20 protein-coding genes and 1 riboswitch are annotated in these 20,038 nt (G+C 32.2%); of the genes, 13 read left to right on the top strand and 7 right to left on the bottom strand.

Features of this window, described 5'->3' with window-relative positions:
* Window positions 1–27 precede the first annotated feature (27 nt).
* Entirely contained in the window at window positions 28–600 is a 573-nt protein-coding gene (locus AW14_RS07310) for a hypothetical protein (RefSeq protein ID WP_044638221.1), read from the top strand.
* 78 nt (window positions 601–678) lie between these two features.
* Window positions 679–2,022, top strand: a complete 1,344-nt coding sequence (gene purB / locus AW14_RS07305) for an adenylosuccinate lyase (protein WP_044638220.1) — start codon at window positions 679–681, stop codon at window positions 2,020–2,022.
* A 241-nt stretch (window positions 2,023–2,263) separates the two neighbouring features.
* Here purB and AW14_RS07295 read toward each other — a convergent pair whose 3' ends face one another.
* The 4 genes from AW14_RS07295 to AW14_RS07280 all read right to left on the bottom strand — a co-directional run bounded on the left by AW14_RS07295 (window position 2,264) and on the right by AW14_RS07280 (window position 4,473).
* On the bottom strand, window positions 2,264–2,806 hold the full coding sequence (locus AW14_RS07295; protein ID WP_044638218.1) for a DUF4252 domain-containing protein: 543 nt from the start codon (window positions 2,804–2,806) through the stop codon (window positions 2,264–2,266).
* 85 nt (window positions 2,807–2,891) lie between these two features.
* Entirely contained in the window at window positions 2,892–3,479 is a 588-nt protein-coding gene (locus AW14_RS07290; protein ID WP_245617633.1) for a DUF4252 domain-containing protein, read from the bottom strand.
* Between the two features lie 18 nt (window positions 3,480–3,497).
* Complete coding sequence (locus AW14_RS07285; RefSeq protein ID WP_044638217.1) at window positions 3,498–3,977, bottom strand: hypothetical protein; 480 nt, start codon at window positions 3,975–3,977, stop codon at window positions 3,498–3,500.
* Window positions 3,964–4,473, bottom strand: a complete 510-nt coding sequence (locus AW14_RS07280) for an RNA polymerase sigma factor (protein ID WP_044638216.1) — start codon at window positions 4,471–4,473, stop codon at window positions 3,964–3,966. Before AW14_RS07280 ends, AW14_RS07285 begins: the two co-directional genes overlap by 14 nt.
* Window positions 4,474–4,622: 149 nt before the next feature.
* On the opposite strand from AW14_RS07280, the gene AW14_RS07275 reads away from it, so the two are divergent.
* Entirely contained in the window at window positions 4,623–6,116 is a 1,494-nt protein-coding gene (locus AW14_RS07275; protein WP_044638215.1) for a S41 family peptidase, read from the top strand.
* On the top strand, window positions 6,103–6,819 hold the full coding sequence (locus AW14_RS07270) for a Dph6-related ATP pyrophosphatase (RefSeq protein WP_044638214.1): 717 nt from the start codon (window positions 6,103–6,105) through the stop codon (window positions 6,817–6,819). The genes AW14_RS07275 and AW14_RS07270 overlap by 14 nt, the downstream gene beginning before the upstream one ends.
* Before the next feature lie 72 nt (window positions 6,820–6,891).
* On the opposite strand, the gene AW14_RS07265 is transcribed toward AW14_RS07270, so the two are convergent.
* On the bottom strand, window positions 6,892–8,769 hold the full coding sequence (locus AW14_RS07265; protein ID WP_044638213.1) for a TonB-dependent receptor plug domain-containing protein: 1,878 nt from the start codon (window positions 8,767–8,769) through the stop codon (window positions 6,892–6,894).
* A gap of 68 nt (window positions 8,770–8,837) precedes the next feature.
* Window positions 8,838–9,031: riboswitch (cobalamin riboswitch) on the bottom strand.
* 205 nt (window positions 9,032–9,236) lie between these two features.
* On the opposite strand from AW14_RS07265, the gene AW14_RS07260 reads away from it, so the two are divergent.
* The 8 genes from AW14_RS07260 (at window position 9,237) to AW14_RS07225 (ending at window position 15,991) form a co-directional block, all read left to right on the top strand.
* On the top strand, window positions 9,237–10,385 hold the full coding sequence (locus AW14_RS07260) for an ABC transporter substrate-binding protein (RefSeq protein ID WP_044638212.1): 1,149 nt from the start codon (window positions 9,237–9,239) through the stop codon (window positions 10,383–10,385).
* Window positions 10,386–11,417, top strand: coding sequence for a FecCD family ABC transporter permease (locus tag AW14_RS07255; RefSeq protein ID WP_044638211.1), 1,032 nt, complete (start codon window positions 10,386–10,388; stop codon window positions 11,415–11,417).
* Between the two features lie 2 nt (window positions 11,418–11,419).
* A complete protein-coding gene (locus AW14_RS07250) occupies window positions 11,420–12,214 on the top strand; it encodes an ABC transporter ATP-binding protein (protein ID WP_044638210.1) in 795 nt (264 codons plus the stop codon).
* 95 nt (window positions 12,215–12,309) lie between these two features.
* Window positions 12,310–13,692 carry a DNA recombination protein RmuC gene (gene rmuC / locus AW14_RS07245; RefSeq protein ID WP_044638209.1) on the top strand — a complete coding sequence of 461 codons (1,383 nt, stop codon included), beginning with the start codon at window positions 12,310–12,312 and terminating at the stop codon, window positions 13,690–13,692.
* A 19-nt stretch (window positions 13,693–13,711) separates the two neighbouring features.
* Window positions 13,712–14,056 (top strand): hypothetical protein, encoded by a 345-nt coding sequence (locus AW14_RS07240; protein WP_044638208.1) that lies wholly within the window; start codon window positions 13,712–13,714, stop codon window positions 14,054–14,056.
* Between the two features lie 77 nt (window positions 14,057–14,133).
* Window positions 14,134–14,751 carry a transcriptional regulator gene (locus tag AW14_RS07235; RefSeq protein ID WP_245617632.1) on the top strand — a complete coding sequence of 206 codons (618 nt, stop codon included), beginning with the start codon at window positions 14,134–14,136 and terminating at the stop codon, window positions 14,749–14,751.
* Entirely contained in the window at window positions 14,748–15,452 is a 705-nt protein-coding gene (locus AW14_RS07230; protein ID WP_044638207.1) for a DUF3307 domain-containing protein, read from the top strand. Before AW14_RS07235 ends, AW14_RS07230 begins: the two co-directional genes overlap by 4 nt.
* Before the next feature lie 2 nt (window positions 15,453–15,454).
* A complete protein-coding gene (locus AW14_RS07225) occupies window positions 15,455–15,991 on the top strand; it encodes an acyl-CoA thioesterase (protein ID WP_044638206.1) in 537 nt (178 codons plus the stop codon).
* A gap of 45 nt (window positions 15,992–16,036) precedes the next feature.
* Here the strand turns inward: AW14_RS07225 and carB are convergent, their stop codons facing one another.
* A complete protein-coding gene (gene carB / locus AW14_RS07220) occupies window positions 16,037–18,889 on the bottom strand; it encodes a carbamoyl-phosphate synthase large subunit (RefSeq protein WP_044638205.1) in 2,853 nt (950 codons plus the stop codon).
* A gap of 111 nt (window positions 18,890–19,000) precedes the next feature.
* Window positions 19,001–19,162 carry a 50S ribosomal protein L34 gene (rpmH, locus tag AW14_RS07215; RefSeq protein ID WP_038527912.1) on the bottom strand — a complete coding sequence of 54 codons (162 nt, stop codon included), beginning with the start codon at window positions 19,160–19,162 and terminating at the stop codon, window positions 19,001–19,003.
* Between the two features lie 296 nt (window positions 19,163–19,458).
* Here rpmH and AW14_RS07210 point away from each other — a divergent pair, with 296 nt between their 5' ends.
* A complete protein-coding gene (locus AW14_RS07210; RefSeq protein ID WP_044638204.1) occupies window positions 19,459–20,034 on the top strand; it encodes a hypothetical protein in 576 nt (191 codons plus the stop codon).
* Window positions 20,035–20,038 lie beyond the last annotated feature (4 nt).

Here is a 20,038-nt window from a genome sequence, read left to right as displayed (position 1 = left end):
TTTAGATTTTAAAATTACTAAATCCTTTTGACTACCAAGCAATTTTATAACGAATTAAATTATGTAAACCATACCCAAGCAAGTCGCTTGTTTTATGCAAATCTGGTATTAAAACAACCCGATTTACTTCCTAAACTACTGGAAATTACGTTTATGGTAAACGATAAAACCTCCACCCGAGCGGCCTGGGTACTCGAATATGTTTGCCTTAAAAATTTAGAATTGCTACTACCCTATCTAGACACCTTTACTTTAAACATTAAAAAAGTACATTTAGATGCAGCCGTAAGACCCGTGATAAAAATATGCGAATTACTCGCCAAGGCCTATTTTGGAAAAGCAGACCACCTTATAAAAAGTAATTTACATGAAACCCACAAAGAACGCATTATTGAAACTTGTTTTGATGTTTTAATTAACGATGAAAAAGTAGCCCCAAAAGCATTTGCAATGTCTACTTTGTTTTTATTTGGAAAACAATACGACTGGATTTATCCCGAATTAACTCAGATACTTAATCGCGATTTTCCTATTCAAAGCGCGGCTTACAAAGCCCGAGCAAAACAGATTATAGCTAAAATTAAAAAAACTAAAAATTAAGTTTAAAAGTTCTACCTTTCACTTTCGGTCTTGGGCTAAAAAAACTATCTTTGCAACTTCTTAAAAATCAAACAACACATGTCATTAACACCACTTAACGCCATTTCTCCAATTGATGGAAGATATAGAAGCAAAGTAAACGAATTAGCACCTTATTTTTCTGAAGAAGCTTTAATTAAATACCGTGTTCTAGTTGAAATAGAATACTTTATTGCTTTATGTGAAATTCCGTTACCTCAACTAAAAGATGTTGATACTAATCTTTTTGATGATTTAAGAGCTATTTATAAAAATTTCTCTACTGAAGATGCTTTAGCGATTAAAAAAATTGAAAGTGTTACAAACCACGATGTTAAAGCTGTTGAATATTTTATAAAAGAAAAATTTGATGCCTTAGGTTTATCAAAATTTAAAGAATTTATTCACTTTGGTTTAACCTCACAAGACATTAATAACACAGCAATTCCTTTAAGTATAAAAGAGGCTATCGACGTTGTTTATATCCCAGAATACACCTTAGTTTTAAACAAACTTAAAACATTGGCAAAAGACTGGGCAGGTGTTTCGATGCTTGCAAGAACTCACGGTCAACCGGCATCTCCTACCCGTCTTGGAAAAGAAATTGAAGTGTTTGTTGTGCGTTTAGAAGAACAATTAAAACTATTAAGCGCTGTACCCCACGCCGCTAAATTTGGTGGTGCAACAGGTAATTTTAATGCGCACCATGTGGCATATCCAACGATAGATTGGAAAACTTTTGGTGACAAATTTGTTGAAGAAAAACTAGGTTTATACCACTCGTTTCCAACAACTCAAATTGAGCATTACGACCATATGGCAGCTATGTTTGATGCTTTAAAACGTATAAACACCATTATTATAGATTTAGATAGAGATATATGGACCTATGTTTCTATGGATTATTTTAAGCAAAAAATTAAAGCCGGTGAAGTTGGAAGTAGTGCCATGCCGCATAAAGTAAACCCCATAGATTTTGAAAACAGCGAAGGTAATTTAGGAATTGCCAATGCTATTTTTGAACATTTATCGGCTAAGCTTCCTATTTCTAGATTACAACGCGATTTAACCGACAGTACCGTGCTTAGAAACGTTGGTGTACCATTAGGACATACGTTAATTGGTTTTAAATCGACATTAAAAGGTTTAGACAAATTATTACTTAATGAACCTAAGTTTGCCGAAGATTTAGAAAATAACTGGGCTGTAGTTGCCGAAGCTATTCAAACTATTTTAAGAAGAGAAGCTTATCCAAATCCTTATGAAGCCTTAAAAGGATTAACCAGAACCAATTCTAAAATAAATAAAGAATCTATTTCAAATTTTATTGATACTTTAGAGGTATCGGATGCTATTAAACAAGAATTAAAAAATATTTCACCAAGTAATTACACAGGAATTTAATATATGCTAACAGACAAACAATCCCTTATTCTTTGTGGCGTTTTAGCTGTTGGCTTTTTTGTTTGCGGCATATTAGAGCTTTTAGACAGTTTATTTATTAAAGGGTTATTGGCCTTATTATTAATTATAATTCTGTCTAATTTTTTCTACACCAAAACCAAGAAAAGAAAAAAACTCAGGAAAACATAAAATAAAAAAAGGGTATCGTAATACGATACCCTTTTTTATGGATTTGAATTATTTATTTAAAAAAATTCATAATACTTTGCATTTGCGCTTCTCCTACATCTGCCTTTTTTAGAACACCTGCCAAAGTTGTCATTTTTTCAGGATTCATGTTGTTCCCTAAAACACGAACAATAGCAAAGCCCATATCTTTAGAACTTCCAAAAACCACAACTTCATCGGCTTCATCATCGGTACCTATATACTTTATTACAAAACGGTTGCCTTTATCGCTAAACTCAATCAAATCGTTATACTTACTGGCACTTAAAATAGTTTTTACTTCAGAAATTTCTGCTTTTAGAGCTTCTTTATTCGATTCGGTGGCTTTATAACCTAAAAAGTTTAATCTGCTCACAGAGTTGTAAGCTTCTTTCTGGTCTTCGGTTAAATTACTCGTATCAATTTTTAGCATTGATATAGGTAAATCTTGCGAAATAAAATTTGCAGATTCTTGATTATCTACAAAATAACTTTGTAAACTTTTACTATTGTTACAGCTAACCAGTAGCAACGCTAAAAGCAAGATCGTTAATGTTTGTTTGGTTGTTAATTTCATTTTCTTGATTGTTTTTTTTGATGAAATTAATACGCATTACCTTTAACAGGCAATGCGTATTTTTATTTTGATTGATGAATTTATTTTACTTAGATTTTTTCTTCTCTAAATGCTTTCCTCCAGGAATATTCATTTTGTCGGTAAGCTTAGAAATTTCGTTTAAATCGATATCGCCAGTTAGAGATACGACTACGGTTTCAATACGACGCTCTTTTCCGTTAATTTCAACAGACTCTTTCATGACCTTATCTATGCCATTCACGAAAATTAGCAATTCTTTCACGTGGTTAGAATCTTTACCTTCTTTTACATAAAATTTCACTTCAGAGCCATCATCTTTTACCTCCATTAATTCTTCTAAAGAGCTTGAACGCGATTTTACCCATTTTGAAATATCTGCCGAAATAGTCTTGTCATCTGTCATGATTGTTTTAAAACTGGTAATACTTTTAACCATATCCATATAGGCTCTGGCTTCAGGATCTTCTACATTGATGCCCATTTTAGCTATCATTTGAAACATTTTTGGTTTAATAGATACAAAGGTAACATCAGAATTATCATTATACTTATCAAAAATATCCTGAGACATTCCTAACATAGGTAGCAGCATAAGCGCCATTATTAACACTAATAATTTATTCTTCATCGGGTTTTTATTTATTGTTTTCATGTTGTTTTTTTTTAATAATTACTTCGTTGTTTTAAAAATAATATTTGTTGAATTTTCAAGGGCATTCAAATAATTTAGCGTTTCGGCACCTTTTTCGTATTCGTTTAAATAACCTACGGTTGAAACCCCTTTATTAAAATGATTTGAAATCATCGCTAACGATTTTGTAACTTCTTGGTAAGCCAACTCTGGATCTTCATAAGTTCCTAAATCGTTGTTTTTACTATTGGATTTTAAATAAAACCCGACCATAAGAACGGCTACAGCTGCAACAGAAATCCATTTATAGTTTATAACTTTCTTAGTTTTTAATGGAATCTTTTTAGTAAACTGCTCTTTTTGGTTTTCTTTAAAGTACACAAACATAGGTTTATAACTTTCTAAATGGGGCGCTACAGTTTGTTGCGAAAAATAGTTTTTTAACTGTTGCTCTTCCTTTAAAGAGGTTTCTCCATTGTCGTACTTTTCCAGTAATTTTTCTATATTATTTAATACCATAATTATGCGTATTAGTTAATTTTTCTCTTATTGTTTTTCGTGCTCTAGATAAAGCTACTCGAACTGCTGTATTATTCATTTCTAACATTTCAGCAATTTCATCTAAATCGTAAGCTTCAATATCTCGTAATTGTATAATCATTTTTTGCTGCTCGGGTAAATCTTCAATAATTTTAGCTACCCAGTTAACACTATCGCTTAATTCAACTTGTTTTTGTAACGATGTGTTGCCATCTTCATAATTACTATGTACAATTTTTAAGTTTTGTGCTTGCTTCGATTTTAATTTATCGAAACAAAAATTCTTTGTCATTGTCATCGAAAATGCCTCTATATTTTTATATTCCTGCATTTTCGTTTTATTACTCCACAATCGCATTAACACTTCCTGAGTTGCATCTTCTGCCTCTTCTGTAGATACCAGCAATCGTTTTGCTAAACGAAACACTTTATCTTTAAAAGGCATTACAATATTTAAAAACTCACTTTGAGTCATTTTAGATTGGTTTGGTTAAACGGCTTTAATTCGCTATTTGATATTACGACGAACCACTTATTATTTTGTTACAAATAATTTTATATAATATAATAATGTAAGTAAATTTAGAGTTTAAAAGACTAAGGTCTAAATATAAAAATGATTCTATGAAAATTCTTAAGCCCCTAATGCTCATCTTTTTCGTCTCTTTGTTAACTACAAGTTGCTTCGAAGACAACGACGACAATCAAATTTCTACTAACGAAATAAACGATTTTGTATGGAAAGGGATGAATTTATTTTACTTATATAAAGATAATGTACCCGATTTGGCGAATGATAAATTTTCTTCGGATGAAGCCTATGCCAGTTACTTAAACAGCTTTTCTACTCCAGAAGATTTGTTTGAAAGCTTAATTTACCAGCGCACTACTGTCGATAAATTCAGCTGGATTGTTGATGATTATATTGCTTTAGAACAATCGTTTAGCGGCATAAGTACCAGTAACGGTATGGAATTCACCCTCTTCTTACAGCCCAATAGCACTACAAAATTAATTGGTATTGTTCGTTTGGTCTTACCAAATAGCGATGCCGAAACAAAAGGACTTGTTAGAGGCGACATTTTTAATAAAGTAGATAATACAGAGTTAACTATTGATAATTATAATAGTTTATTATCTAGAAGCTCGTATACATTAAGTTTTGCTAATTACAACACCAATGGGACTACCGAAAACACAGACGATACGATTGAGCCACTTAATAAAACAATTACTTTAAACAAATTAGAATACAATGAAAATCCTATTTTCAAAAGTGAGATACTAACCGTTAATGGCGAAAATGTTGGATACCTTATGTATAATGGTTTTACTGCAAATTATGATACCCAGTTAAATAATGTTTTTGGAAATTTTAAAAACAACAATGTAAAACACTTGGTTTTAGACTTGCGTTACAATCCTGGCGGATCGGTAAACTCTGCTATACTTTTAGCGAGTATGATAACTGGACAATTTAATAATGAGGTTTTTAGCACCGAAGAATGGAATAGCGAATTTCAAGCAGCCTTCGAGCAAGAAAATCCGGAATTATTAATTAACAGATTTAAAAATACCTTGGATGGGAACCTTATAAATAGTTTGAATTTAAGTAAAGTATATGTTATTGCTTTAGAATCATCGGCCTCTGCAAGTGAGTTGATTATAAATTCACTAGATCCCTATATAGATGTTATTCATATTGGCGAAAATACCGCAGGGAAATATCAAGCTTCAACCACTTTATACGATTCTGAAGATTTCACCAGAGAAGGTGCCAACCCGAATCACACTTATGCTATGCAACCTCTTATTTTTAAATCTTTAAATAAAGTTGGAAAGACAGACTACGACAATGGCTTAACACCCGACATTGATATTTCTGAAAGCTATTTAAATCTTGGAATTATTGGTAATGAAAATGAGAAACTTTTAGCCTTAGCGTTAGCTGAAATCGAAGGCTCTACCACAAAAACAAACAAAATAAAATCTGAAAATACCAGAAAATTAAAGCCCATAGAAGACAGTAATAGCTTTAACAGATTTAACAACAGCATGTATTTAAACAAGCAGCTGCCAGCCTCACTTTTAAACAAAATAAATTTTGAACAAAATTAAAACCTACTTCAACTGGAGTAGCGGAAAAGATTCTGCTTTGGCACTTTACCATTTATTACAAGATGAACGCTATCTGGTTGATGAATTAATTACAACAGTAAATTCGCATTACAACAGAGTATCTATGCACGGTTTGAGAAAAGAATTATTAACAGCTCAAACAGATGCTATAAATATAAAATCGAGTCTTATAGAATTACCGGAAATGCCCAGCATGGACATTTATGAGCAAAAAATGTTAGAAACCGTTTCAAGATTAAAACATGATGGTTTTACACATAGTGCCTTTGGAGATATCTTTCTGGAAGATTTAAGAACTTACAGAGAAAATCAATTGGCAAAAGCAGGTTTTAAAACTGTATTTCCTATCTGGAAACGCGATACCAAAGCACTTTTAAATGAATTTTTAGATTTAGGTTTTAAAACCATTATTGTTTGCGCCAACTCCAAATTTTTTAACGAGAATTTTGTTGGTACTATTATAGATAAAAACTTTATTGATAATTTACCCGAAGGTGTCGACCCATGTGGAGAACATGGCGAGTTTCACACCTTTTGCTTTGATGGCCCAATATTCAATAAACCTATAGAATTTACAGTTGGTGAAAAAGTATATCGTGAATACGCGCATCCAAATACCGACGACTCTGTTTGCAAAAGCGACAATTATGGCGTTTGGTATTGCGATTTAATCCCGAAATAAACCCCATGACTGCAAACAAAAAATCCCGTTCCATTAAAAAATAGAACGGGATTTTTTTTACTTAAAATGAATTTACAAAGTAATATTCAATCCTAAACTAACATTTCTTCCTTTGGTAGTATAGCCTACAATTTCTAAGTAATCTTCATTAAATAAATTGGTTATACTTGCAAATAATTTCAATTTATTTTCAATTAGTTTCTTACTAAAATATAAATCAACTAATGAAAACGCTTTTAAATCTTCATTTAAAAAAGTTGAAAAATTAGTATCCGTTCTGCTGCTTGTAAATTGATAATTTACAGATGCAAACGTGTTTTTTGAAATATTATAGCCCAAACTCGCATTTGCTTTATGCTTTGGTAAACGTAAACGCGTGCCTTCTTTTAATTCTGTAAAAGTATAATTGGCACTTAAAACCAGATTTTCAATAGATTTAACTTCGGTTTCTACCTCAAAACCGTGAACTTTAGCTTCAGAATCTGCGTTTATATAGCTGAATGCAGGTCCGTAAATAATCGTGTTTTCCTCTTTTCTATTAAAATACAACGCATTTAATCTAAAACCATTTGTATTATAAAACTCCAAACCACCTTCAATGGTTGTGTTTTCTTCTGGTTCTAAATTTGGGTTTGCACCATAATAACCAAATAACTGCGATAAATTAGGCGCAATAAAAGACGTTGCATAAGACCCTAAAACTTTTAAAGTACCCGAATCTAAATTTAAATTATACGACGGATTTAAACTATAAACTAAATGAGATCCATACTCACTATGGTTATTTAAACGGGCACCTGCATTTAAATTTAAGCCATAGTCCGATACATAAACAACATTTAAATACGGATCGGTATTGTTGTAACTTTCTTCTTCGGCAAAAAGACTTTTGTATTCTGTGTAATTTACACCGGCAATGGTATAAAATTTATCATTAAACACATATTTATTAAATGCATCTAAAACATAACTTTCTGCATTATTGGTTGAACTAAAGTCTGATATAAACTCGCGTTCAATCTTCGAATAAGCCGCATTAATTTGAAAACTTCCGTGATTATAAGTGAATTTTGGAGACACTCCTACACGCTTTTGTTTGCTAAAAAACGTGTCGTCGGTATCTGTTAAAACAAAGGCTGGTGCAGGGCTACCATCGATATCTGTTTTAAGATTATCAATGCTTGCAAAAGCAGATATATTGAAAGCTTTACTAAATTCGTAACCTAACTTCACATTTAAATTATAGCGCGAAAACGGATCTTTTTCGTGTGTATCGGACTTCGCAGCCGACAAACCATCTACATATCTATTTCCGAAACTTGCTAAATAGGTTAATTTATTTAAAGTCCCGTTAACCGATGCATTATTAGTAAAACTAGAACCATAATAATTTAAATCGTCTTGAGACTGATTTGTACCTACAACACTTAAAAAATTACCTGCAATTTTGTTGTTGGAAGCTTTTTTGGTAGTAATGCTAATAACCGCAGTTGCAGCTGCATTACCATATAAGGTACTGGCAGCACCTTTAATAATTTCAATAGATTCGATGGTGTTTAAATCTAAAAGTCTTAAATCGAATTCGTTAGATACTAAAGATGGATCGTTAACCGCTATACCATCAATTAAAACCAAAACTTGTCTGCTGTTTCCACCTCGAACATAATAGCCTAAATTCTGACCTTCAACACTTCGGCTTCCGTTAATTTCAATACCACTTTTGGTATTTATCAATTCGGCAATGTTTCGACCTTGGTTATTTTCAATCTCTTCTTTAGAAATTTTAATAACCGTTTTACCAGAATATTCACGTTTTAAATCAAATCGTGAATCGGAAACAACAATCTCTTCTAACTGTTGCACTTTTGTTGATTTTGCTTGTTCTTGTGCAAAACCAATCATGGACATACCTAAACACAGTACGCCAAAAACGTTTGTTTTTTTGTTCATTTTAATGAATAATTACTCGAGAATCGCATGGATTTACCCTACGCAAACTTTTATCCCGAAAGTTTAACTTATTTTGTTTGAAATTGGCAGGTCTCCTGACTTGCGTCCTCATGTTGGTCTTCCCAAAGAAATTCTTCAGTGACTTGAAGTTTAACATGAAGCTTTGTAGCTTACAGTTGCGGGAACAGTTCTGGATTTTAACCAGATTCCCTTTTAATTTATTCACGTGAAATGAATAAAACCTAATTTCGGTGCAAAAATATATATTAAGTTGACATTACTATTATAATGGCTACTTTTTCTTCGACATTTTAATTAAGAGATAAACAAAACCAATAATAAAGTGCGCTATTATTATGCCCGCTACTATATATATTGTTAAATTTGAAGGGTCTCTCATGGTTTAATTTTAATCAAAAATAAGTATCAATAACCTTTTTAAAAGTGACAAAAGTCATTTATTGTTTATGAAATTAGAATATGTGATTTTATTTTTTGTCTTAACATTTTTTGGATGTAAAAATGAATCAAAAAAAACGCAGGAGTTTAATGTTTCAAATGGAAAACCTATTGAAATAAAATATGCCACCGGATTTTCGGTAATAAATTATGATAATTATAAAATTTTAGAAATTAAAAATCCGTGGCCAGATGCTAACAAAACCTATAAATACATTTTAATTAATGAAGAAAAAGCTTCAAAAATAGCTATACCAAAAAATGAATTTGACGGAATTATTATAAATCCTATTGAAAAAATAGTTGTTACTTCTACAACTCATATACCAGCCCTCGAACTTTTAGATGTTGCAGAAACCTTAATAGGATTTCCTGGAACCGATTATGTTTCTTCAAAAAAAACAAGAAGCCAAATTGATAAAGGCCTTATTAGAGAGTTGGGAAAAAACGAAGGAATAAACACCGAGGTGCTTTTAGAACTTCAACCAAATTTAGTGGTTGGCTTTGGAGTAAATGGTAAAAACAGAACCTTCGAAACTATAAAAAAATCGGGTATTCCTGTTGTTTTTAATGGCGACTGGGTAGAAAACTCGCCACTTGCAAAGGCCGAATGGATTAAGTTTTTTGGAGCGCTATACAATAAAGAGCTAGCAGCCGAAGCCATTTTTAATAGCATAGAAAAAGATTATTTAGAAGCCAAAACTTTAGCCGAAAACACAACCTACAAACCTACGGTTTTAAGTGGTGCTATGCATAAAGATATTTGGCATTTACCCAATGGAAATAGTACCGAAGCCCAACTTTTAAAAGATGCAAACACGAACTATTTATGGGCAAACTCTAAGGGAACGGGCAGTTTGGCATTTAATTTTGAAACTGTATTCTCTAAAGCTAAAAATGCCGATATTTGGATAAGCCCTTCTAATTACGAAAGCTTAGAAGCCCTTAAAAATGCTAACCCGCAACATACCATGTTCGATGCGTTTAAAAACAAGCACATTTTCACATCGAATAACACCACCGGAAAAACAGGTGGCGTCTTGTATTTTGAAGAAGGAACAACCAGACCCGATTTAGTTTTAAAAGATCTTATTAAAATTTGTCATCCAGAAGTTCTAAAAAATTATGACCTTTACTTTTTTAAACCTTTAGAATAATTGGGTAATATTAATACATACAAACTTCCTTTTTTAGCTTTAATCCTACTATTGATTATTTGTTTTATGGCAAATATTAGTTTAGGTTCGGTACATATTCCTTTAAAAGATGTCTTTAATAGCTTAATTGGTTTAAAAACTCAGCAAGATTCGTGGCAACATATTGTTTTAAATTACAGGTTACCAAAAGCAATAACAGCTATTTTAGTGGGTTCGGGGTTAGGTATTTCGGGGTTATTAATGCAAACCCTTTTTAGAAATCCCTTAGCTGGTCCCTTTGTTTTAGGTATAAGTTCGGGAGCGAGTTTAGGCGTGGCTTTAGTTATTTTAGGCTCTAGCCTATTTGGTGGCATTTTAACCACCATTTTAATATCGAAATGGAGCATTGTTATTGCCGCCAGTTCGGGAAGTTTTCTAGTTTTACTGGCCGTTTTAATTACCTCTCTAAAAGTAAGAGACACCATGGCCATTTTAATTATTGGGCTAATGTTTGCTAGTATTACCGCTGCTATAGTTAGTGTATTATCGTACTTTGGTTCGGCACAGCAATTACAACAATACATTTTTTGGGGCTTTGGAAGTTTAGGAAATTTATCCTGGAATGAATTGCTTATTTTCTCCCTTATTTACGGTTTAGGTATCATGGTAACCATTGCATCCATTAAATCTTTAAACACCCTACTTTTGGGTAAAAATTACGCAAAAAGCTTAGGTTTAAATATTAAAAAAAGCAGACTGTCAATTATAATTTCAACAAGTTTACTCGCTGGAACTATTACGGCATTTGCTGGCCCCATAGCTTTTATAGGCTTAGCCATTCCGCACTTAACAAGACAAATTTTTAACACGTCAAACCATAAAATATTACTGCCTGCCGTTTTTTTAATTGGAGCCATTGTACTGCTTATTTGCGACAGTATAGCACAAATTCCTAATAGCGATTACACACTACCCATAAATGCTATTACATCGTTAATTGGGGCGCCCGTAGTGATTTGGTTGTTGGTTAGAAAACGAAAAATGATGTTTTAATTATGGAAGAAAACAAAAAAAATATCATTTTAAAAACTGAAAACCTAAGTATAGGTTACACTTCTAAAAAGGAGCAAACGGTTATTGCAAACAATATAAATATTGAACTTGAAAAAGGCACATTGGTGGGGCTTATTGGCGCCAATGGTATTGGTAAATCTACCCTATTACGCACACTTACCCATGTGCAAAACCCGATAAGTGGCGACATTTTAATTAACAATAAAAATATTAAAAAATACAATCCTTTAGATTTAGCCAAAGTACTTAGTCTGGTATTAACCGAGCCTCTAGCTGCAAAAAATCTATCTATTTTTGAATTGGTAGCTCTAGGCAGACAACCTTATACTAATTGGGTTGGCAATCTTTCTACGGAAGATATTAATATTATCAATCAAGCATTACAGCAAACACATATTGAAGCATTGCAGGATAAAAAATGTTATGAATTAAGCGACGGACAATTACAAAAAGCCATGATTTCAAGAGCTTTAGCGCAAGATACCGATGTAATTATTCTAGACGAACCTACCACGCATCTAGATATGTATCATAAAGCATATATTTTAAAACTACTTAAAAAATTAGCCCAAGAAACAGGAAAAACCATTTTATTCTCATCGCACGAAATAGATTTGGCCATTCAACTTTGCGATACTTTAATTGTAATGACTAAAGAAGGCGTTGAAATAGACGATCCATGCAGTCTCATTTCAAAAGGGTCTTTTAACAATTTATTTCCAAAAGATTTAATAGTATTTGATGAAAAAACGGGCAGTTTCAAGGTAAATAAGTAGCAATTAACAGACCTGAAACATACTTTATAAAACTTCCAGTTCCTTGTTCTTTGTTACGTTTAAAAAAATTATATTTGATTAAATTTCTTTTTTAAATAATGGACAATATCATACTCATTCTTGCTATAATAATTTCGGGAGCCATAGGCGCTTATTTGGGTGTTTTTATAAACAAACTAAAAAGTAAAAGCGATAAAAGCACGCTCGAAGAACGCAACAATAATTTACAAATTCAGTTAAACGATTTAAAACAAAATTATGAAGTTGAAAAAGCGAAACAACTTGAGCTTTTCAATATTCAAATTACCGATTTAAAGGAAAATATATCAAAAATAGAATCTGAGAGAGAAAGCATTCGAAAAGAAAAAGAGTTTTTAAATTCCGAATTAGCTCGTAAAAATGCCGATTTTGAAAATCTGCAAGAACTTAACTTAAAACGCGATAAAGAAGTCGAAGAACGCCAAGAGCAACTTCGTAAAGATTTCGAACTTTTGGCTACCCGTATTTTAGATGAAAAATCGGAAAAATTCACACTTCAGAATAAAGAAAACATTGCCAATATTTTGAGTCCGCTTCAAGAAAAAATTAAAAACTTCGAAGAGAAAGTTGATACCACCCAAAAGGAAAGTATTAGCATGCATTCGGCTTTAAAAACTCAATTAGAGGGCTTAAAAGAACTCAATCAGCAAATTACAAAAGAAGCCACCAACCTAACCCGCGCTTTAAAAGGCGATAGTAAAATGCAAGGCAACTGGGGCGAATTGGTTCTCGAACGTGTATTGGAAAAATCGGGTTTAGAAAAAGATCGCGAATATTTTGTTCAGCAAAGTTTTACGCTCGAAGATGGCAGCCGTGTTTTACCCGATGTGGTTTTAAATTTACCAGATGGCAAAAAAATGATTATCGACAGCAAGGTGTCATTAGTTGATTATGAGCGACTAGTAAATGCCGATGAAGATGATAGACCACAGTATTTAAAAGCGCATATTAATTCTATTAAAAAACATATCGATCAACTTTCAGAAAAAAATTATCAGGATTTATATGATATAGAATCCCCGAATTTTGTTTTAATGTTTATCCCTATAGAACCCGCTTTTGCTATTGTTGTTAATGAAGACAACAGCATTTACAATAAAGCTTTCGAAAAAAATATAGTTATTGTAACACCTTCTACCCTGTTGGCTACACTTAGAACCATAGATACTATGTGGAATAATGAGAAGCAACAACAAAACGCTATTGAAATTGCCAGACAAGCAGGTGCTTTATATGATAAATTTGAAGGTTTAGTTAACGATTTAACAGGTGTTGGAAAAAAGATTGATGCTGCTAAAAGTGATTATTCTGCCGCTATGAATAAACTAGTTGATGGTAGAGGAAACTTAATAACCAGCGTAGAAAAACTTAAAAAAATGGGGGCTAAAGCTAAAAAATCGCTTCCAGAAGCTATTTTAAAACGTGCAGAAGAAGAATAAAAACCAAAAATAAACAAACATGAAAATATTAATAAAATTAGGTATTGGCGTTATTGTTGCCACATCATTATACCTTTGCTTTCTTTACTTTGTTAGTTACAGTGAAGGTGTTCGCGCTGGTGAATTGGTGAAATTTAGCCATAAAGGCATGGTAATTAAAACCTGGGAAAGCGAGATTAGTCAGGGTGTTTCGTTAGCGCAATTATTTAAATTCTCGGTTGAAGATAAAGAAAAGCAGGTTATTGAAGATTTAAATAGACTTCAGGGTAAATATGTAAAACTTCATTATATCGAGCGTTACAAAACCTTATTTTGGCTTGGAGATACTAAATATTTCATTACAAAAGTCGAGTTACAAGATTAAATATCATTTAAAAGAGTGATATATTTGTTTATCACTTAAAAACATGATATATTTGTTTATCATGTAATAATTCTATAATGATAACAAGTGTAATAACAGGTGATATTATAAAATCTAGAACGCAAACCAATCAAGATATTTGGATTGAAGCCTTAAAACGTGTTTTATCAAACTTAAGTACAAGTAAAAAATACTGGACTATTTATCGAGGCGATAGTTTTCAAATAGAAATAAAAGATTGGTTTACTAGTTTTGAATGTGCACTATATATTAAATCTTGCATAAAATCTATTAACGGCTTAGATGTTCGCTTAGCTATAGGAATTGGCAACAAAGACTTTGAAGGGGAAAACGTATCGGAATCAAATGGTGAAGCGTTTATATTTTCTGGAGAAACCCTGGAATCGTTAAAAAAGGAAAAACAAAACCTGCGAATAAAAACAAGAGATTCTAAATTAGATGAAGAGTTAAATCTGTACTTCAAATTAGCTTTAATTACCATGGATTCTTGGACAAAAAATTCGGCCGAAATGGTAAAACTAACCCTAGAAAATCCAAATGCTTTGCAAAGTGAGTTAGGTAAACTTTTAGGTATTAATCAAAATGCAGTAAGTAACAGACAAAAACGTGCGCAATTAGAAACGCTTTTGGAATTAGACCAAATGTACAGACAAAAACTAGCCATATTATCATGATTTTAATAAAACTTTTACTGGCACATATCATAGGCGACTTTTTACTTCAACCTAAGGCGTGGGTAAAAGAAAAACAAAAGAGAAAGCTAAAATCGAATAAACTTTACTTACATGTTTTAATTCATGTTGTTTTAACAAGTGTGTTACTTTGGGATACCGCTTTATGGCCAATAGTGCTAACAATTGGTGTTACACATCTGGTTATAGATGCTGCTAAACTTTTATTTCAAAAGAAAAAAACAAAACGTTTATTATTCTTTATAGACCAGTTGTTACATGTAACAATTATCTATTTATGTTATTATTTGTTCTCACAAAATACGATTGATTTTAGTAATTATATCAATGAAAAGAGCTTGTTACTAATAACTTGTTTTTTGTTCTTAACAATTCCTACCACAATAATTATGAAAACCATTTTTTTAAAGTGGGATATTTCAAAACTTACTAAAAATAATGAATCACTAGCGGATGCAGGAAAATATATTGGTATTTTAGAGCGTGTATTAGTCTTTGTTTTTATAATAACCAACCACTGGGAAGCTGTTGGTTTTTTAATTACAGCCAAATCTGTTTTTCGATTTGGCGATTTAAAAGAATCGAAACACAGACAACTTACAGAATACATTTTAATTGGCACACTTATAAGTTTTGGTATTGCCATAACCACAGGTCTTATTTATAATTTAACTGTTTTATAACCATGTTTAAAACTATTGAAGAATCGCAAGTAACAATAACCCAATTAATGCTGCCAAGCCACTCAAATTTTAGTGGCAAAATTCATGGTGGTTATATTTTAAGTTTAATGGACCAAATTGCATTTGCATGTGCTTCCAGACACTCCCGAAATTATTGCGTGACAGCATCGGTTAATAAGGTTGATTTTTTAAATCCTATTGAAGTAGGCGAACTAGTAACCTTAAAAGCTTCTGTTAATTATACAGGCAGAACATCGATGGTTATTGGCGTAAGAATTGAATCTGAAAACATTCAAACGGGTGAGAAAAAGCATTGTAATTCGTCATATTTCACTATGGTTGCAAAAGACGAAAATGGCGCCAACGTACAAGTACCTGGAATTATTTTAGATTCTAAAGATAAAGTTCGACGATTTGCAAGAAGCATTGCAAGACAAGAACAAGCTAAAAACCGAACCACTGCCTTTAGAACTTCAGAATTTAAAATGGAATTATACTTAGATTCCTTACAAGGACAAAATGCTAAGTTAGAAGTTTAATAAAAATAAAAAAGCCGCTAAATAGCGGCTTTTTTTATTTTATACTTATTTATTTAAGTACATTTTTCTTCTAGAATATAGTTCGTAAAACTCATCGTCTTTTAAACTATCTATAAATAAGATACTTTCTCCTGTACTCTTCATTTCAGGACCTAGTTTCTTATTTACATTATGAAACTTATTAAAAGAGAACACAGGTTGTTTAATTGCGAAACCTTCTAATTTAGGATTAAAATTAAAGTCTTTAATTTTCTTATCGCCTAACATCACCTTAGTTGCATAATTAACATAAGGCTCTCCATATGCTTTTGCTATAAAAGGCACTGTTCTTGAAGCTCTTGGATTGGCTTCAATGATGTAAACAATATCATCTTTAATAGCAAACTGAATGTTTATTAAACCTACGGTATTAAGAGCTAATGCAATCTTTTTAGTATGATCTTTAATTTGTTGCATTACAAATTCACCTAAGTTAAATGGAGGTAACATCGAGTTACTATCGCCCGAGTGAATACCACAAGGCTCTATATGCTCCATGATACCAATAATGTAAACATCTTCCCCATCGCAAATAGCATCTGCTTCAGCCTCAATAGCTCCTTCTAAATAATGATCTAAAAGCAATTGATTTCCTGGCATTTGGCTTAATAAATCGACCACATGCTTTTCTAAATCTTCTTTATTTATAACAATTTTCATGCCTTGACCACCAAGTACATAAGACGGTCTTACAAGAATTGGGAAATCTAATTTATCGGCAATGGCTGCAGCTTCATCGGCTGTAGTTGCAATATCAAACTCTGGGTAAGGAATATTATTTTCTTTTAATAAGTTAGAAAACAACCCTCTATCTTCAGCTAAATCTAAAGATTCATAACTTGTACCAATAATTTTAACACCATATTTAGTTAATTTTTCGGCAAGTTTTAATGCGGTTTGTCCACCTAATTGAACAATAACCCCTTCTGGTTTTTCATGCTTGATAATGTCGTAAATATGTTCCCAGAATACTGGCTCGAAATATAATTTATCGGCAGTATCAAAATCGGTAGATACGGTTTCTGGATTACAGTTAATCATGATGGTTTCATAGCCAGCTTCAGCAGCTGCAAGTACCCCATGAACACAACAGTAATCGAATTCGATACCTTGACCAATTCGGTTTGGTCCAGATCCTAAAACAATAACTTTCTTTTTATCGGAAACAATGCTTTCATTATCGGCATAACGATTGCCATCGGCAGTTTCCATATCACTTTCAAACGTAGAATAATAATATGGTGTTTTTGCTTTAAACTCGGCAGCACAGGTATCAACTAATTTGTATACACGATTTACGCCGTACTCTTCACGTTTGCTGTAAACCTGACTTTCCAAACAACCCAACATGTGCGCTATTTGTCTGTCGCCATATCCTTTTTGTTTTGCTTCAAGCAACAAATCTTTTTGAATGGTATCTATGGTATACGTAGATATTTCCTTTTGAAGTAAAAACAATTCTTCATATTGTTTCAAGAACCACATATCTATTTTAGTGATTTCATGAATTCTACTTAAAGGAATACCCATTGCTATGGCATCGTAAATAATAAATACACGATCCCAAGAAGCGTAGGTTAATTTTTCTATAATTTGATTGTAATCTTTGTTTTCTTTACCATCGGCACCTAAACCATTACGTTTAATCTCTAAAGATTGTGTGGCTTTATGAAGAGCTTCCTGGAATGAGCGTCCAATACCCATAACCTCGCCTACAGATTTCATTTGAAGTCCTAATGTTCTATCTGAACCTTCAAACTTATCAAAGTTCCAACGTGGTATTTTAACGATTACATAATCTAAAGTTGGCTCGAATAAAGCCGAAGTAGATTTAGTAATTTGGTTTTGTAATTCATCTAAATGATAACCAAGTGCTAATTTGGCAGCAATTTTAGCAATTGGATACCCAGTTGCTTTACTTGCTAAAGCAGATGAACGTGACACACGAGGGTTGATTTCAATTGCAATAATATCTTCATTTTCATCTGGAGATACAGCAAACTGAACGTTACAACCGCCGGCAAAATCACCAATATTACGCATCATATGGATCGCCATATCACGCATTTTTTGGTACGTTCTATCGCTTAAAGTCATGGCAGGGGCTACTGTAATAGAATCTCCTGTATGAATTCCAATTGGATCCATGTTTTCAATAGAACAAATAATAACAACGTTATCGTTAGAATCTCTAAGCAACTCTAACTCATACTCTTTCCAACCAATAAGTGCCTTATCAATCATTACCTCGTGGATAGGAGAAATCTCTAAACCACGCGTTAATAATTCATCAAAATCTTCTTCTCTATATACAAAAGAGGCGCCTGCTCCACCTAAAGTAAACGACGCTCTAATAATTAAAGGGAAACCAAATTCCTGAGCAATTTCTTTACCTTTTAAATAAGACGTTGCAGTTGCTTGAGGTGCCATAGGAATTCCTATTTTTAGCATTAATTCTCTAAACTGTTCTCTGTCTTCTGTAATATTAATGGCATCTATGTTAACACCTATAATATCAACATTAAAATCTTTCCAAATACCTTTTTCATCGGCTTCCATACATAAATTCAATGCTGTTTGACCACCCATAGTTGGTAAAACGGCATCAATTTGTGGATGTTCTTTTAATATCTTAACAATTGATTTTGTTGTTAAAGGAAGTAAGTACACATGATCGGCCATAGATGGATCGGTCATGATTGTTGCTGGATTTGAATTAATTAGTATTGTTTCAATACCGTCTTCTCTTAACGAACGTAACGCTTGTGTTCCAGAATAATCAAATTCACATGCTTGTCCTATAACAATAGGTCCTGAGCCAATAATTAGTATAGATTTAAGTTTTGAATTTTTAGGCATTTTTACTGTTTATATGTTGAATTATAATATGTTACAAAAATAGTGATAAGTAGATATAAAAAAAGGCGTTACACTTAAGTAACACCTTTATTTATCAACAATTGTTAATCATTATTTTTTATGTCTAGATTCAGATGATACAGACAATTTCTTTCTACCCTTAGCTCTTCTACGAGCAAGTACTTTTCTTCCATTAGCAGAAGCCATTCTTTCTCTGAAGCCATGCTTATTTCTTCTCTTTCTTTTTGACGGCTGAAATGTTCTTTTACTCATTATCTTGTATCTTTAAAAATCTGAATTGTACTTAATATCTTTAATTGTTTTAGCTTACTCCAAAACTGAGCGCAAATATACAAAGACTTTTCACTTTCACAAATGTTATTTTAAAAATATTTAAAATATTTTTTTTGGCTTTTACCGCCTCTTGTAATCCTTAATTTAATTAATATTAACATGCATTCTTTTGTGAAAATTGTAGTCTAAATTTTGATAAAATTTTAGTTTATTTGCATACTAATATATTAAGGACCTTAAAAAAACGTCTAAACCATCATTTCAAACTAAATAAAATGTACAATAAAATTATAAAACTTGTTATTGCTGTTGCTATTTTTAGTTATGCTATTTATCAATTTATAGAAGGTAACATTGGAAACGGTATCATGCTAATACTACTGTCTCTTGTATTTGTTTTTCTATATTTTAAAAATGAATTTATTCTTTTAGCATTTTTAAGACTACGCAAACAAGATTTTGAGGGCGCCAAAAAATGGTTAGATAAAATTAAAAACCCAGAAGCAGCTTTAGTTACTAAACAACAAGGATATTACAATTATTTACATGGTTTAATGGTTTCGCAAACCAACATGAATGATGCTGAGAAGTATTTTAAGAAAGCTGTTTCTTTAGGCTTATCTATGGATCATGATTTAGCGATGGCCAAACTAAATTTATCGGGTATTGCTTTTTCTAAACGCAGAAAGCAGGAAGCACAAAAATTATTAGCCGAAGCACAAAAACTAGATAAACAAGGCATGCTTACCGAGCAAATAAAAATGATGAAAGAAAATATGAAGCGTGCTCAAATGCCAAATCAACATTTTGGCGCTGGAGGTTCTTTAAGACAACAAAAACGAAGAAGTTAATTAA

It is taken from the genome of Siansivirga zeaxanthinifaciens CC-SAMT-1 (assembly GCF_000941055.1).
GTDB classification, from domain to species: Bacteria; Bacteroidota; Bacteroidia; order Flavobacteriales; family Flavobacteriaceae; genus Siansivirga; species Siansivirga zeaxanthinifaciens.
The sequence above is the reverse complement of the archived record's forward strand: the minus strand, read 5'-3'. Positions and strand labels throughout refer to the sequence as shown.